The 15,000-nt window shown below is 62.7% G+C and carries 11 protein-coding genes; 3 read left to right on the forward strand and 8 right to left on the reverse strand.

Translation table 11 applies throughout. The annotated features are described in order from the left end of the window. Positions 1-133: 133 nt before the first annotated feature. A complete protein-coding gene (locus tag NKI16_RS10970) occupies positions 134-1,891 on the forward strand; it encodes an adenylate/guanylate cyclase domain-containing protein (protein WP_352839498.1) in 1,758 nt (585 codons plus the stop codon). 277 nt (positions 1,892-2,168) lie between these two features. On the opposite strand, the gene nadE is transcribed toward NKI16_RS10970, so the two are convergent. From nadE to NKI16_RS11010, 8 genes are all read right to left on the reverse strand, one after another. Next, the gene (gene nadE / locus NKI16_RS10975; RefSeq protein ID WP_352839500.1) at positions 2,169-3,176 is read right to left on the reverse strand and encodes an NAD(+) synthase; all 1,008 of its coding nucleotides are present in this window, start codon (positions 3,174-3,176) and stop codon (positions 2,169-2,171) included. Further along, the gene (locus NKI16_RS10980; protein WP_352922732.1) at positions 3,173-4,720 is read right to left on the reverse strand and encodes a class I adenylate-forming enzyme family protein; all 1,548 of its coding nucleotides are present in this window, start codon (positions 4,718-4,720) and stop codon (positions 3,173-3,175) included. The genes nadE and NKI16_RS10980 overlap by 4 nt, the downstream gene beginning before the upstream one ends. A 22-nt stretch (positions 4,721-4,742) precedes the next feature. Then, complete coding sequence (locus NKI16_RS10985) at positions 4,743-5,006, reverse strand: acyl carrier protein (protein ID WP_352724307.1); 264 nt, start codon at positions 5,004-5,006, stop codon at positions 4,743-4,745. Positions 5,007-5,025: 19 nt separating this feature from the next. After that, positions 5,026-6,963: an asparagine synthase (glutamine-hydrolyzing) gene (gene asnB / locus NKI16_RS10990; RefSeq protein WP_352571383.1), complete on the reverse strand. Its 1,938-nt coding sequence runs from the start codon at positions 6,961-6,963 to the stop codon at positions 5,026-5,028. Between the two features lie 186 nt (positions 6,964-7,149). Then, positions 7,150-8,121: an NAD-dependent epimerase/dehydratase family protein gene (locus NKI16_RS10995; protein WP_352455763.1), complete on the reverse strand. Its 972-nt coding sequence runs from the start codon at positions 8,119-8,121 to the stop codon at positions 7,150-7,152. A 109-nt stretch (positions 8,122-8,230) separates the two neighbouring features. Continuing rightward, positions 8,231-11,689 carry a chromosome segregation protein SMC gene (gene smc / locus NKI16_RS11000; protein WP_023674159.1) on the reverse strand — a complete coding sequence of 1,153 codons (3,459 nt, stop codon included), beginning with the start codon at positions 11,687-11,689 and terminating at the stop codon, positions 8,231-8,233. A gap of 117 nt (positions 11,690-11,806) precedes the next feature. Next, positions 11,807-12,532: a DsbA family protein gene (locus NKI16_RS11005; protein ID WP_352571386.1), complete on the reverse strand. Its 726-nt coding sequence runs from the start codon at positions 12,530-12,532 to the stop codon at positions 11,807-11,809. A gap of 129 nt (positions 12,533-12,661) precedes the next feature. Continuing rightward, positions 12,662-13,162 (reverse strand): DUF721 domain-containing protein, encoded by a 501-nt coding sequence (locus NKI16_RS11010; protein ID WP_023674157.1) that lies wholly within the window; start codon positions 13,160-13,162, stop codon positions 12,662-12,664. Positions 13,163-13,211: 49 nt separating this feature from the next. Between NKI16_RS11010 and mutY the strand changes: the two genes are divergently transcribed. Together mutY and NKI16_RS11020 are read left to right on the forward strand one after the other, a co-directional pair. Beyond that, the gene (gene mutY, locus NKI16_RS11015; protein ID WP_023674156.1) at positions 13,212-14,324 is read left to right on the forward strand and encodes an A/G-specific adenine glycosylase; all 1,113 of its coding nucleotides are present in this window, start codon (positions 13,212-13,214) and stop codon (positions 14,322-14,324) included. Positions 14,325-14,335: 11 nt separating this feature from the next. Continuing rightward, a complete protein-coding gene (locus NKI16_RS11020; RefSeq protein ID WP_023674155.1) occupies positions 14,336-14,947 on the forward strand; it encodes an HAD family hydrolase in 612 nt (203 codons plus the stop codon). Positions 14,948-15,000: the final 53 nt, after the last annotated feature.

Genomic DNA, 15,000 nt, shown 5'->3' on the forward strand with positions numbered 1-15,000 from the left:
CCGACATTCGGGCTCTCATGCAGCAAGGTACACAGACCCGAAAAGCTGTCTTTCAGGGGCGGCGGCAATGGCATCAACCTGCGACCTGCTGTAAGCTTGGAAAGCGGGTAACAATCCGCGAAGGATTGGGGGGATGGAACGTCATCTCGCAGCCGTCCTGATTGCCGATGTCGTCGGCTATGGCCGCTTGAGCCAGATCGACGACGAGGGTACGCGTGCGCTTTTCCGAACCGACCTGAACGAAGTATTCGAGCCAAGGATCGCTGCGCACCATGGTCGACTGGTGAAAACCATGGGAGATGGGATGCTGGTCGAGTTCCACAGTGTGGTCGACGCCCTACGCTGCGCGGTCGAAATCCAGCAACAGAAGGCGGAGGTGAACGTTCTCACGCAGCCAGAACGGCGGCTTGATTTCCGCATCGGCATCAATCTGGGCGATGTTATCGTTGAGGGTGACGACATCCACGGCGATGCGGTGAACATCGCCGATCGGCTGCAAGGGCTGGCTGAACCTGGAGGAATCGCGATTTCCGCCACCGCCTGCGACCATGTGAGGGGAAAGGTGCCGATCGGCTTTGCCTCACTCGGCGAGCAGAAAATGAAAAGTATCGCCGAACCGGTTCGCGTGTACCGTGTCTTGATCGACCCCGCTACTGCGGGCAAGATCGTCGGTGCCAAACCAGGCCTTTCTGCCGGCGACGACAGTAAGCCGCCGGTAATTGCGGTTTTGCCGTTCGAAAACCTGAGCGCCGACGACGGCTGGACGCGGCTGGCAGACGGCCTGTCGGCCGACATGATCGGCGACCTAGCGCGCTATCCCGACCTTGCGGTCATTTCGCGCCAGACCATGCAGTCCTATCGGGGACGGGCGAGCGACACACGCTCGGTTGGACGGGAACTGAACGCCGATTACCTGCTGGAAGGCACCCTCCAGGCGATCGGACAGCGTGTCCGCGTCGCGGTGCAGCTGGTCGACACCCGGACCGGAGCCAACCTTTGGTCGGCGCGGTTCGACGAGTCGACCGATGATTTTTTTCTCATGCAGGACGGCATCACACAGAACGTCATCAATGCCCTGGCAGGCACTTTCGGCAAGCTCGCCAATCTCGGGCGTGAGGTGGCTCGGCGGAAGCCTCCCTCGAGCCTGGGTGCTTACGACTGCTATCTACTCGGGGTGGAACTGCACGACAGATTCACGACCGATGCGAGGGCAGAAGCCATACGCATGCTGTCCCGCGCCGTGGAACTCGACCCCGGCTTCGCGCGGGCCTGGATGACCTTGGGATTGGCACATGCGGTCGATGCCTTCAATGCCTTCACGCCAGATTCAGCCGCTTCGGTCGAGCGCTGGCGAGAATGCGTGGAAAAGGCTCTGGCGCTCGACCCTACCGATCCGATGACGCGCCTTTACATGGGCGCTCTCCGCGCCATTGACGGCGATATCAGCGGGGCCGCAGAGGAATACGACCGGGCGCTGGCCCTGGCACCCAATGACGCCGATGTGCTGTCGATGCTTGCCTCAAGCCGAGCTCTCGTGTGTGGAAATCCGGAAGAAGGCTGTGCTCTTGCCGAACGGGCGCTTCGCCTCAATCCGCAGGCTCCGAGTTGGTACTACGCGCAGCTCGCCCGGGCGCGGTTCGTCGCCGGTCGCTATGCCGACAGTCTGTCGTCGCTGTGCCAAAGTCCGCCGGATATTCCCGTCACTCTGATGTTCCGTGCCCTGTGTCACGCGCTGCTCGAAGAGCCGGCGCAGGCGCAGTCGATCGCCAGGCGGATTGCCGTCGAGTTTCCAAGGTTCACCGTCGAGAACTTCATCCGAACCTATCCCGTCACCAATCCTCTGGCCCTCGCTGCGATCAAGGAAGGGGCTCGTCGCGCAGGTATAGCGTAGAGCCGAAAACGGTGCCAAGCTGAGGAGGGGGACGCGCTTCCTGGATATGCCACTTGGTAAGCCGGGCCCCGCTTCCGGCACAGGCGGAAGGTCTGCTTCGTAGCGCTAACTGGGCGCTGGCGTGACCCCTGCTAAGCTTCCGCTCCTGGCGCAACGTGCTCGTCTGGCAGATGAGACGAACGGCAACTTCCCGCCCATCTCGGCCATTGGCCGCAGCCTGCTGATTGAGTTTTGACCCTAAGGCGCTTTTTGGGACGTGTGGCGGTCTCGAAGCAGGTCAGGTACCGAGTTCTTCGACTTCCTCGACGAGTTGCGGACGCATGTGCAGATAACGTGTCGCCTTGCGTTTGGCGATGACATCGGCCCAGACGCGTTCCACTTGTGTAGCGGCCAACCCCGCCGCCTGCCCCACCACCTCAGCCGCCACGCCGTTGTTGAGACCGTAAAGGCAAAGATCCATACGGTCATAGGGAAGCGAGAAGTAGAACTCCTCCTGGGTCTGCGCCAGCGAGTAGGTATCGGTGGTCGGAGGCCGGTTCCGGATTTCTTCCGGAACACCGAGATGAGCCGCCAGCGCATAGACCTGCGTTTTATAGAGGTGGGCAATCGGCTTGACGTCCGCGGCGCCGTCACCGTTCTTCACGAAGAAACCCTGATCGTATTCCAGCCGGTTCGGTGTTCCAAGAACGGCGAAGTTCAGACGATCGGCATGATAGTATTCAATCTGCTTGCGGGTGCGCTGCTTCATATTGGTAGCGGCGACGACGCCGAGATAGACAGGCAACGGCATTCTCAGTTTCGTCTGCTTGCCTTCGGGATCCTGCACCACCAGCGACGAGATATTATAGCCTTGGCCCTCGAGCGCGTTCGCGATCACGATCTTCGAGGCCCAGCCTTCGCCGTATTCCGGGACCAATTCGCGGATGAAGGCGTCGCGGCGCTGGTAGCAGCCCATCGCGCGCAAGGCCGGCCCGATATCCTCCGTCACAGCCTCGACACCAAAAGTTTCGGCGACGAGGCGGCCGAGCCGCAGGCTTTCGGGATCAGAATCGCTTTCCGGCATGAACAGGCAAAGCACATTCCGCGGACCGACGGCACGTGCGGCCAACGCGACCGACACGCTCGAATCGATCCCGCCCGAAAGACCGAGCACAAGGCCCCGCTTGCGAAGCCCGCGCAACTGCTGGCGCAAGGCCGTTACGATACGGTCCGTTTCGGTGATCAGGTCGATTGCCAGAGCCTGCGCCAGAAAGGTCCGCGCATCCTCGATCGGGCGAACATTCATTGCGCGGCCTCCATGGTTTCTGCCGCAAGCCGACGGCTGACCTTGCCGGTATCGGTCTTCGGCAGCTCGCGGCGGAACTCGACGATCTTGGGCACCATGAAGTCCTCAAGATGACGTGCACAGTGACGAACGACATCTTTTTCGCCAAGCGCTGGGTCGGACCGTACGACAAATGCGCCGATCGCATGCCCAAGCACAGGATCCGGCACGCCGAAGACAACCGCTTCCGCGATGCCCGGATGAGCGTGAAGCACGGCTTCCACTTCCTTGGGCGCCACCTTCTCTCCCCGTGTCTTTATGATGTCGTCCTTGCGGCCGACGAAATAAAGAAAGCCTTCCTCATCGGCCCTGAACAGATCGCCGGTGTAGAGGACCTTCTCCCAAGGGTTCGGACCCGGGCGCAAGGCTCGTGTCGTCGCAGCTTCGTTTCGCCAATAACCCTGCATGACGTGCGGCCCGCGAATGACCAGCTCACCTGCTACGCCCGGCGGCACCCGTTGCCCCTCGTCGTCGACGACAAAGGCTTCGGTGTTCGGAATGGCTATTCCGACCGACCCCGGCCGGCGGTCTACCTCCTCGGGCGGCAGATAGGTGCAGCGCTTGCATTCCGTCAGGCCATACATCGAATAGAGCCTGACACCGGGGAAAAGGAACCGAAGGCGTTCTATGTGAGGCGGCGGCAAGGCAGCCGCCGTGTTGGAAATATAGCGAAGGCTGGGCAGGAAGCCCGGCGCCAGGTCCCTCATCTGCAGGATCATCGCTGCCATCGTGGGCACGAGCGGAAGCCCGGTGACGCCTTCCTGGCGGATGCGTTCAAAGACCGCCTGGGGAAAAGCGAAGGACTTCTCGAGCACGAGCGTGGCGCCGAGCCTGACAGCCATCAGCAACTGATAGAGGCCGTAGTCGAAAGCGAGGGGCAGAACATTCAAGATGATGTCGTCTGGGGAGTTGCGCAGATAAGTGATGATGGAGCCCGCCGCCGCGTCGCAATTGCGGTGCGTCATCATCACGCCCTTGGGCCGGCCGGTCGAGCCCGAGGTGTAGATCAACATCGCAAGATCGACGTCAACGCCGCGGTGGTCAATCTCCCTGGCTTGGAGCGTCAAGCAATCCGCCAGGGATGTGGCCCCTGCCGGGCATTGGTTATCGGCACCAACGGTGGAGGCCACGAAGATGCCGGTCTTGCCGGACGATCCGCACGCCTCGGCGACCACGGGCATCAGTTTTGCTTGCGTGAGGATCGCAGCTGCGTCGCAATCGGCGATGATATAGGCCAGCTTTTCGGCCTTGGTGGATGCGTTGATCGGACTGAAAGTCGCGCCTGCTTTAAGAACTGCGAAAATCGAAACCGCAGCCTCCCAGCAATTGTCCATGAAGATAAGGACCCGGTCGTCGCGACTGACGCCATTCATGAAAAGGGCGGCGGCCAGACGGCTCGAAAGATCGTCCAGCTCTTCATAGCACAGCCTTTTGTGCTCGGTGATCAATGCCGTTTTGGCTGGATGGGCAGCGGCCTTCGCCGTCAGAAAATGTTCGATCCGCACGGACGCTCCTCGCCGATGGCGCCTACGCTGCCAGCGCTTCTGCCTTTGCCTTGATGAAGGCTGAGATGCGGTCAATCGAATCCAGATTGGCCGGTACGATGTCGGCATCGACCATCGCTATGCCGAAATCATCCTCTATGAATGCCACGAGCTCCAACACGGCCGTCGAGTCGATGATGCCGTTCTCGATCAGTGATACGGAGTCTGCAAGCTCGTAGGACGTGTCCCCGAACAGGAAGTTGTCGACGATAAAGGTTTTGACCTTGTCCTTGACTGCTATCATGATTTTTCATTCCCTCGATTTCTCAGGCCGCTCGTGCTGCACCGACCTTTTCGCCGGTGAAAATCTTCTGCCACAGTTGCGTCGACAAAATGCCGACGAAAGCCGCATTGTCGCGGAATCCGGACGCTGGCTGCAAGCGGCATTTCTCGTGCAGGTTCGCCACCGCCTTGGCGTTGAATAGTCCGCCGGCGGCGATGCTCGCTTCGCTCAGTGAGTCGCGTACGTAGTCCAGTTCTCCCGCTCCAACGAAGGAGCGGGCTTCCGGTGCCCGGTAAGGCTGTTTGGTGCGCTCGCGGATGGCCGTCGGAAGCAGGTGCTTGGCAGCTTTGCGCAATATGTGTTTTTCCACCAGTCCCTTCAGCTTCATCTCCGGCGGAAGTCTGGCCGCAAACTCCACCAAGCGATGGTCAAGGAAGGGGAAACGCCCTTCGATACCGTGCGCCATGGCCATGCGATCGCCCTGGCTAGAGAGGATGTAGCCCGGCAGGAGAAAGCGGGTTTCGAGATATTGCGCCTGATGCAGCGGATGCCACCGGGAAAATGCCTCAGGCAACCGGCTGGCCAGGTCCTCGGCTGCGTCATACCCCTTCAATGTCGCGCGCAGGTCACCGGAAAAGAACATCTTCGCCGCTGATGTGGTCTTGAAACGCGGCCGATGCGAGAACAGCGGATCGTCCAGGGCAGCGCTGCCGGTTCCGAAGAACGCAGCCAGGTACTCCACGGACTGCTGTTGCAGGCCCGGCAGATAGGGATAAAGCTTGCGGAACAGTTGTGGCCTGATGCGCGATGCCGGCTGTCGCGCGCAGAAACGGCGAACCCGCGCTTCCTTGAAGACATCATAACCGGCAAAGACCTCGTCGGCGCCTTCGCCTGTCAGCACCACTTTCAAACCGGCCTGGCGAACGAGGCCAGACAATTGATAGAGGGGGGCCGGGGCGGTGCGGATGATCGGCCGCTCGGTAAAGCGGATGACTTCGGGAAACACACCGGCGATATCGCCGGCACGACACGCAATGGTTCGATGGCGCGTGCCAAGTGCTGACGCCATTTCGGTCTGGAAGGCGCTTTCGTCATGCTCGGCGCTGTCGAACGTCACGGAAAATGTCTGCAGCTTAAGAGGAGTCATGCCGGCCGCGAGTGCCGAAACGAGGGATGAATCGAGCCCGCCCGAAAGGTAGGAACCGACCGGCACGTCGGCGCGCATGCGAAGCCTCACCGCGTCGGTCAAAAGGGCCTGCAGTTCCTCGGCCGCGTCGTCCTCATTGGTGATCTTCGATGGCGTATCCGGATACGGGTAGTCTAGGTGCCAATATGGTTTGACCGTGACTTGCCCCTGTGTCGCGATCATCACGCTTGCCGGCTCCAGCTCGTGGATGTTGCGGAAAGCCGTGCGTGGAGCGATCGGCGCCCACAGCGTAAAGATCTGGTCGAGTGCAATCGGATCGATTTCGGCCGAGACGCCGGGTACCTTCAGGAGGGCCTTTATCTCCGACGCAAAGTAGAGCACCCCGTCCTTGCTGGTGTAGAACAGCGGCCGAACACCCATGCGGTCTCTTGCAAGCACCATCCGCCGCCGCCGGTTATCCCAAATCGCGAAGGCGAAATCACCGTTCAGGAGCGACAGGCAGTCTTCGCCCATCTCGTCATACAGCTGCAGGAGAACTTCGGTATCGCTCGACGTGCGGAAGCGTCGGCCCTTGGCCAGCAGCCCTTCGCGCAATTCCACGTAGTTGAAGATCTCGCCGTTGAACGCAATCGTCAAATTGCCGGTTTCGTCGGACATCGGCTGCTGGCCATCACCAATTCCAATCACCGACAGCCGCGCATGCCCAAGCCCAGCCTCGGGCGCTACGAATTTCCCTTGTTCATCCGGCCCGCGATGGGCGATCGCAGACGTCATGCGCGCAAGCAAAGCTTCCGCATCCCGGACTGAACCGAAATAGCCCCCGAATCCGCACATCCACACAGCTCATACTGAACAGCAAGCCACGAAACATAGCGGTCATAAGCGCCTCAAAGGTTAATCGGATACTTTTCAGCAAGCATGTGGTTAACAGGATGTTAGGACAAAATGGTGCTTTTGCGGACCGACTTGCGCCCCACTCCAAGGTGTCACGCTTGAAGGCGTCACGGCGAGCGATGCAAATCACTGCTTCGAGTACGGCCGGTACCAGTCAACAAACTTCTTCAGCCCGTCCTCTATCGAAACGCTAGGCCTGAAGCCGAAATTCCGCTCCAGCGCGGTCATGTCGGCGTAAGTCTTCTCGACGTCGCTCGCCTGCATCGGCTCGTTGTGGCGGATTGCCTTGACCTCGAGCAGCCTTTCCAGAATGTCGATGAAGTCGCCCAGCCGCACCGGCCGGTTGTTGCCGACATTGTAGAGCCTGTTCGGCGGAACGTCAGCCGCCGGCGGCTTGTCGAGCACGGCGACAACCGCCTTCACAACATCGTCTATGTAGGTGAAATCGCGCCACATTTCGCCATTGTTGAAGACCCGGATCGGCTTGCCCTCGAGCATCGCCTGGGTGAACATCCAATAGGCCATGTCGGGACGGCCCCAGGGACCGTAGACCGTGAAAAACCGCAGGCCGGTCTGCGGTATGCCGAACAGATGGGCGTAGGTGTGGCTCATCAACTCATCGGTTTTCTTGGTGGCAGCGTAAAGCGAAACGGGCTTGTCGACCTGATCGGCTTCGCTGAACGGCACGCTGCGGTTGCCGCCATACACCGAGCTCGACGAGGCATAGACCAGATGCTCGAATGCCGGTTCGGCGCGACAGAATTCGAGCACTTCGAGGTGGCCCATGACATTGGAGCGGATATAGAGCCGCGGATTGTCGAGTGAGTGGCGCACGCCCGCCTGCGCTGCAAGGTGCACGATCCTAACGATGCCTTGCCCGGCCAAAGCGGCTGCAAGCGCGCCCTGTTCGGCAATATCGATCTGGTGGAACGAAAAATCCTTATGGGGCAGAAGGCGGGCAAGCCGCCCCTTTTTGAGCGCCAGGTCGTAATAGTCGTTCATGTTGTCGACGCCGACGACCGCTTCTCCCCGGTCGAGCAGATGGTGGCAAACGTGGCTGCCAATGAATCCCGCGGCTCCGGTGACAAGTATAGGCAACAAGCTTCTCCACGCGCATAGCCGGGCCGGTATCTGGAGCGGCAGATCCGGCCCATTTTGTCGTGCTATAGTCGAAAGCCGAGGTGGAGACCACCATTAAGCTGATGCGTCAGCTTGCCTCGCGCATGGCTTCGGCCGCCTGCAGGTCAACCGACACCAGTTGGCTGACGCCTTGTTCGGCCATGGTCACCCCAAACAGCCGGTCCATGCGCGCCATGGTGATCGGGTTGTGTGTGATGATGACGAAGCGCGTTTCGGTGGTTGCGGCCATTTCGTCCATCAGATTGCAGAAACGCTCGACATTGTGGTCGTCGAGCGGCGCGTCGACTTCGTCGAGCACGCAGATCGGCGCCGGATTGGTCAGGAACACGGCGAAGATCAGCGACATCGCCGTCAACGCCTGCTCGCCGCCGGACAGCAGCGTCATCGTCTGCGGCTTCTTGCCGGGCGGGCGCGCCAGGATCTCGAGCCCCGCTTCGAGCGGATCGTCGGACTCGATCAGTTGCAGCTCGGCGGTGCCGCCGCCGAACAGATGCGAAAACAACCGTTGAAAATGGCCGTTGACCACCTCGAAGGCGGCGAGCAGCCGCTCGCGGCCTTCGCGGTTCAGGCTATGGATCGCCTGCCGCAGCTTGCGGATCGCCTCGATGATGTCGTCGCGCTCGGAGACGATGGTCTCCAGCCGGTCCGACAGTTCCTTCTGCTCCTCCTCGGCGCGCAGATTGACGGCACCGAGCCGTTCGCGTTCGACCTTCAGCCGGTCGAGCTGACGCTCGATCTCGGCCATTTCGGGCATCGGGCTGTCGGATTCGAGGCCGGTGTGGCGGATCACCAGATGCGGCGGCGTGTTCAGCGTTTCCTGGATGCGCGCCTCGACTTCCAGCCGACGCTCGTCGGCGGCGGTCAGCCGCTCTTCGGCGCGAACGCGGGATTCGCGCGCCTCGGCCAGCGACTGGATGGCAGCAGTCGCAGCCTTGTCCAGCTCGGACTGCCGGTTCTCCGCTTCCTGCAAGCGGTCGCCCGCTGCCTTGCGCAGGCTTTCGGCCTCGGCGAGCTGCGACAGCAGGGCGCGCCGCTTGGCGTCAATCTCGTCGGGAGCGTCGGCCAGTTGCTCGCGCTCGGCCTCGGCCTCTGCCTTGCGTTCGCCGAGCGCCGCGATCTGCGTCGAGGCGTTTTCGGCGCGCTCGACCCAGTTGCGCCGTTCAACGCTGATGGCGTCGAGCCGGCGCGCACGTGCCTCGGCTTCCCGCCTCAGGCCCTCGTGAACGGCACGCGCATCGGCAAGGGCGGCGCGGTCGCGGGCGACGTTGGCGGCCGACTGCTCGAGCTGCAATTGCAGATCGCCGAGATCGGGCGCGTCCTGCAGCAGCATTTCCGCCTCGACGAATGCCGCCGCCGTTTCCTCATGGCTGTCGACAATGCGTGCGCGCGCCTCGTCAAGTGCTGCACGCCGGCTCGACAGCTCGCCGCCGGCTTTTTCGGCCTCGGCCAGCGTATTGCGGGCAGCGTCGAGCCCGTGCTGGGCGTCGCGCCCGGCCTGTCGGGCGTTGCGTTCGGCCTCGCTCGCCTGGGCAAGCGCCTGTTCGGCCTGGGCAAGGGCTTGTTCAGCTTCGCGCAGGGTGCGCGTGGCATGGACTGCTTCGGCATCGAGCTCGGCCAGCCGGTTTTTCTGCGCCAGCCGCTGCGCGGCGGCGGTCGGGGCATCGGCGCTGGCGGTGAAGCCGTCCCAACGCCAGAGCGCGCCTTCGCGGCTGACTAGCCGTTGACCGGGAGCAAGCAGCGTCTGCAGCCGTCTTCCGTCGGCGGCTTCGACAATGCCGATCTGGGCCAGCCTGCGGGCCAGCTGTGCCGGCGCACGCACAACGCTGGCGAGGCTCCTTATGCCTTCGGGCAATGCGGCGTCGGCAGGCTGGATTTCGCTCTGGCCCCAATGTACCGGCGCACTGCGGTCGAGCGGCACGTCGAGATCTTCGCCAAGCGCGGCACCCAGCGCCGTCTCGTAGCCGCGCTCGACGCTGATCTGCTCCAGCACCGAGGGAAATAGATCGCCGCTGGCGGCGTTGAGGATCTTGGCCAGCGTGCGGGCCTCGGTTTCGATCCGCGCCAGCTCGGCCTTTGCGTCCTGAACCGGTGGGCGGCCAGCACTTTCGCCTGCACGCGCCTCGGCGACCGCCTGTTCGGCGGCAATGGCGGCTGCCTCAGCCTCTTCGAGCAGCGCCAGCGCCTGATCGACCAGCAGCCGCTTCTCGGCGGGATCGGGCAGGCCGGCGACTCTGGAGACGATCTCCGACAGTTCGCGGTCGACATCGGCAAGCTGGCGGGCAAAGCGGTCGCGGCGCTCAGCGGTGTCGCGCAGCGTCCGTTCGATCTGGTTGCGCGAGGCGGCAGCCTCCGCCCGTTCGGCGGTCAGCGCGGCGAGCCTGGCCTCGCTCGAGGCAAGCGTCGATGCCGCCTGCTCGAAAGCCGCGCGGGTGCTGGCCTCGCGCTCGGCGGCGCCGGCGTTTTCGGCGTTGAGCGCGGCTTCTTCGGCGGCGAGGCGTTCGAGGATATCCGCATTGTCGCGGACCATGCGCTCCTCGCGGGCAAGGTCGCCATCGAGCTGTTGCAGTCGGCGGTCGAGCTCAGCCTGGCGGGCGCGGATGCGGCCTGCCTCTTCCTCGATCTGCGCCTTGGCGATCGATAGACGCTGGAAGGCGGCGGCGGCAGCGGCTTCCGCATCGCGCAGGTCCGGCAGCCGGTGGGCGTTGATGCCTTGTTCCCTGGCGGCAGCCATCTGGGCGGCGGCACGGTCGCCGACCAGCGCGGTGGCAATCGCCAGCGCCGAACGCGCTTCGCCTTCCTGCGTCTTGGCCAGCGTCCAGCGCAGATGCAGCAGCGTCGCTTCGGCCTTGCGGATGTCGGCCGACAGGTTCTTGAAGCGCGAGGCCTGGCGGGCCTGGCGTTTCAGGCTTTCGATCTGACCCTCCAGCTCGCCGACGACGTCGTCCAGCCTTTCGAGGTTCTGTTCCGCCGCCTTCAGCCGCAGCTCGGCTTCGTGGCGCCGTGTGTGCAAGCCGGAAATGCCGGCCGCCTCCTCCAGCAGCGCGCGGCGCGCCTGCGGCTTTGCCTGGATCAGCTCGCCGATGCGGCCCTGGCCGACCATCGAGGGCGAGCGGGCGCCGGTCGACTGGTCAGCGAACAGCAGCTGAACGTCCTTGGCGCGAGCCTCCTTGCCGTTGATGCGGTAGAGCGAGCCGGCCTCGCGCTCGATGCGGCGCGAGACCTGCAATTCGTCGGCGTCGTTGAAGGCGGACGGCGCGGTGCGGTCGCTATTGTCGAGGAACAGCGTGACTTCGGCGGTGTTGCGGGCCGGACGCGTTCCCGAGCCGGAAAAGATGACGTCGTCCATGCCGGACGCACGCATGTTCTTGTAGGAGCTTTCGCCCATGACCCAGCGCAGCGCCTCGACCAGGTTCGACTTGCCGCAGCCGTTCGGCCCGACGATGCCGGTCAGACCGCGTTCGATGACGAACTCGCCGGGTTCGACGAAGGATTTGAAGCCGAGGAGGCGAAGGCGCGAGAACTTCATTCGCGCCGGCCCATAGCCAAGTTTCGCAAAACTGTGCCGCGGTTTTGCAAGGAGAACCCGCGGCAAGACAAAGAAGTGCGCACGCCGAAGCTACGCCGCTTCGGCGCTGCCGAAACGTCAGAGCAGAGGGTCGATGATGGCCGACATTTCCGCAATCGACATCGCCCCTTTGTAGGTCTTTCCGTTGATGAAAAAGGTCGGTGTGGAATCGACCTTGAATTCGTCGGCGCCGCGCTTCTGGACAGATCTCACATCGTCCAGAAGTTTCTGGTCCGTCAAGCAGGCCTCGAAGGACTCCTGTGTAAAACCGGCAAGCTTGGCGATTTGCAGCAGTGCGTCCTTGGTATTGTTCACACCAACCCAGTTCGCCTGCTGCCTGAACAGTACGTCGACCATCGGGAAATAGTTGTCCTTGGAGCAGCGCGCCAGCATGAAACCGGCCTCGGCGCTGGGATCGAACGGAAACTCGCGCAGTATGTAACGGGCCTTGCCGGTGTCGATATATTTCGTCTTCAGCTCCGGAAAAGTGGTCTCGGCGAAATGCGCGCAATGCGGGCAGGTCATCGATGCATATTCGACGATAGTGACCTTTGCATCGTGCTTGCCGAGCTGCATGTCGGGCAATGCGCCGGGCTTCAGCAGTGCCGCCATATCGACCGTGCCCTGAGCCTCCGGCGCCGCCGCGGCGGCCGGAGCGGCCGGCTTCGCAGGTTCCGGAGCCGCAGGCTTCACATCCTGCGCCTCGGCTTTCTCGCCCGAGTCGCTGCAGGCGGCAAGCAGCGCCACCGCTGGTATTGCGGCCAGCGAAGTCAAAAGGTTTCTGCGGGACAAGGAACGGATCATACGAATCACCTGGCAATAGTTGGATTTTGCAATGCAAAGTCTACAAAAAGCGAGAGTTGGCGCGAATTAAGGCATTACCGCCCCTATTCCAATCGCCAAATCCGGGCATACCATCACGATAGCGCGAGATCACGGTTTCTTTTGACCGAGAATGGTGGCGCCAAGCCGCTCCAGCGAGGCGCGCAGCCCGCCGTCCTCGATCAAACCAACGGTGCCCGACAGCTTCGCTTTCTCGGCCGCAGTCAGCGGCCGCAAACTGGGTTTCGGCTTGTCCTTGCCCGCCATTACCGGCTTCTGCACGATCCTGATCCGGCCGATCGCATTGAAACCGAGGAAGGCATTGACCCGGTTGATGATCTCGCCGGTCTCGTGCTGCAGATGCAGTGCCGCTACACCCTCGCAGGCAATCACCAGCACCGCCGGTTCGAAAGGATCGTCCTCATGCATGCGGCGCGGCCACTGGATCTTTTCCGGGCGCGAGCGGCCGGCAAGCCGCGGCCCGGCAATTTCTTCCCATGACTGGACCAGTCCGATCGACATACCGGCCCGCTTGCGCAGCACCGGGTCGAGGATCTCGGTTGCGAGATCGCTCACCGGAACGGGATTGCCGAAGGGCCTTTTCCCTGCCATGTGCGTTCTCCAGCTTCAGCACCAATGGATTAGGGCCGACCCTCGATCAATGGCACTGCACGACCAGACCCGCAAGGCCGTATCCGGAGACAATGTCGAGATCGCCTCCCGGCTGCTTGCCTGGTACGACGCGCATCACCGCGACCTGCCCTGGCGCGTTTCGCCGCGCGCGCTGGCGGGCGGGGCGCGGCCCGATCCCTATCTGGTCTGGCTTTCCGAGGTGATGCTGCAGCAAACCACGGTCGAGGCGGTAAAATCCTATTTTCAGGCGTTCATGCAGAAATGGCCAACGGTCCAGGCGCTGGCGGCGGCACCGACCCAAGACGTCATGAAGGCCTGGGCCGGGCTCGGCTATTATTCCCGCGCCCGTAACCTCAAAGCCTGTGCCGATCTCGTCGCGCGGCAAGGCGGCCGCTTTCCGGACAGCGAGTCCGGCTTGAAGGAACTGCCCGGCATCGGCGCCTATACGGCGGCGGCGATCGCAGCGATCGCCTTCGACCGACCAGCCGCGGTCGTCGACGGCAATGTCGAACGGGTCGTCTCACGGCTGTTTTCGATCGCCACGCCGCTGGGCGAAGCCAAGGGCGAGATACGCGGCCAGGTCGAACGCATGGTTCCCCTGACAAGGCCCGGCGACTTCGCGCAGGCGATGATGGACCTGGGCGCGACGATCTGCACGCCGCGCCGGCCCCGCTGCATTCTGTGCCCCGTTCGCGTGGACTGCAGCGCCACGATCTCGGGCGACCCCGAACGCTTTCCGGTCCGCCTGCCCAAGGCCGAAAGACCCTTACGCCGCGGTGCCGCCTTCGTTGCCGTCAGGTGCGACGGCGCCATCCTTCTGCGCAAGCGCGCGGACAAAGGCCTGCTCGGCGGCATGACTGAGGTGCCGACGACCGGCTGGACGGCGCGCATAGACGGCGCCACCACGGAAGCGGCGGCCCCGCTCCCCGGCAACTGGCAGCAGGCCGGACGCATCGGCCATATCTTTACCCATTTTGCGCTTGAACTCGACGTGTTCAAGGCGGAGACCGACGTTGCCGCCCCGGTCGGGCATTTCTGGTCGCTGGCCCATGAAATTTCCGGGGAAGCGCTGCCGAGCGTCATGAAAAAGGTAATCGAAGCGGCGATGCCGGGCGCGACGAAAAAGCAGCGGCCGCGTTGAAAGAGAGAAGAATGACTGAAATCCGCCACATCGTTTTCGACATCGGCAAAGTGCTGATCCACTATGATCCGGACCTGCCCTTCAGTCGCTTGATCCCCGATCCCGACGAACGGAAATGGTTCTTCGACAATGTCTGCACGCATGATTGGAACATCGAGCAGGATCGCGGCCGCAGTTGGGAAGAGGCCGAAGCGCTGGCGATCGCGCAATATCCCGAGCACGCCGAAAATATCCGCAATTTCCGCCGGCACTGGCACGAGATGGTGCCTCACGCCTATGAGGACAGCGTCGCCATCATGATCGGCCTGATCGACAGCGGCCATGACGTGACGATGCTCACCAATTTCGCTGCGGATACGCTCGCCGAGGCCCGCGAGCGCTTCGATTTCCTCAATCGGCCGCGCGGCGTCACCGTTTCCGGCGACATCCGCCAGATCAAGCCGGATCGCGCCATCTATGACCACCACGTCGCCGCGTTCAGCCTCGAACCGTCAGCGACGCTGTTCATCGACGACAGCCAGAAGAACGTCGACGGCGCCAAGGCGGCGGGCTGGCAGTCGGTGCTGTTCACCGATGCAAAGACGCTCAGGGCGGACCTTGAGCGCCTTGGGATCAAAGTGTGATTTGAATCGGTTCCAGGAGTTGGTTGAGCCTTCGCATTAACCGATCTGTCGCA

The sequence above is a fragment of the Mesorhizobium sp. M0698 genome (genome assembly GCF_040320455.1).
Taxonomy (GTDB): Bacteria; Pseudomonadota; Alphaproteobacteria; order Rhizobiales; family Rhizobiaceae; genus Mesorhizobium.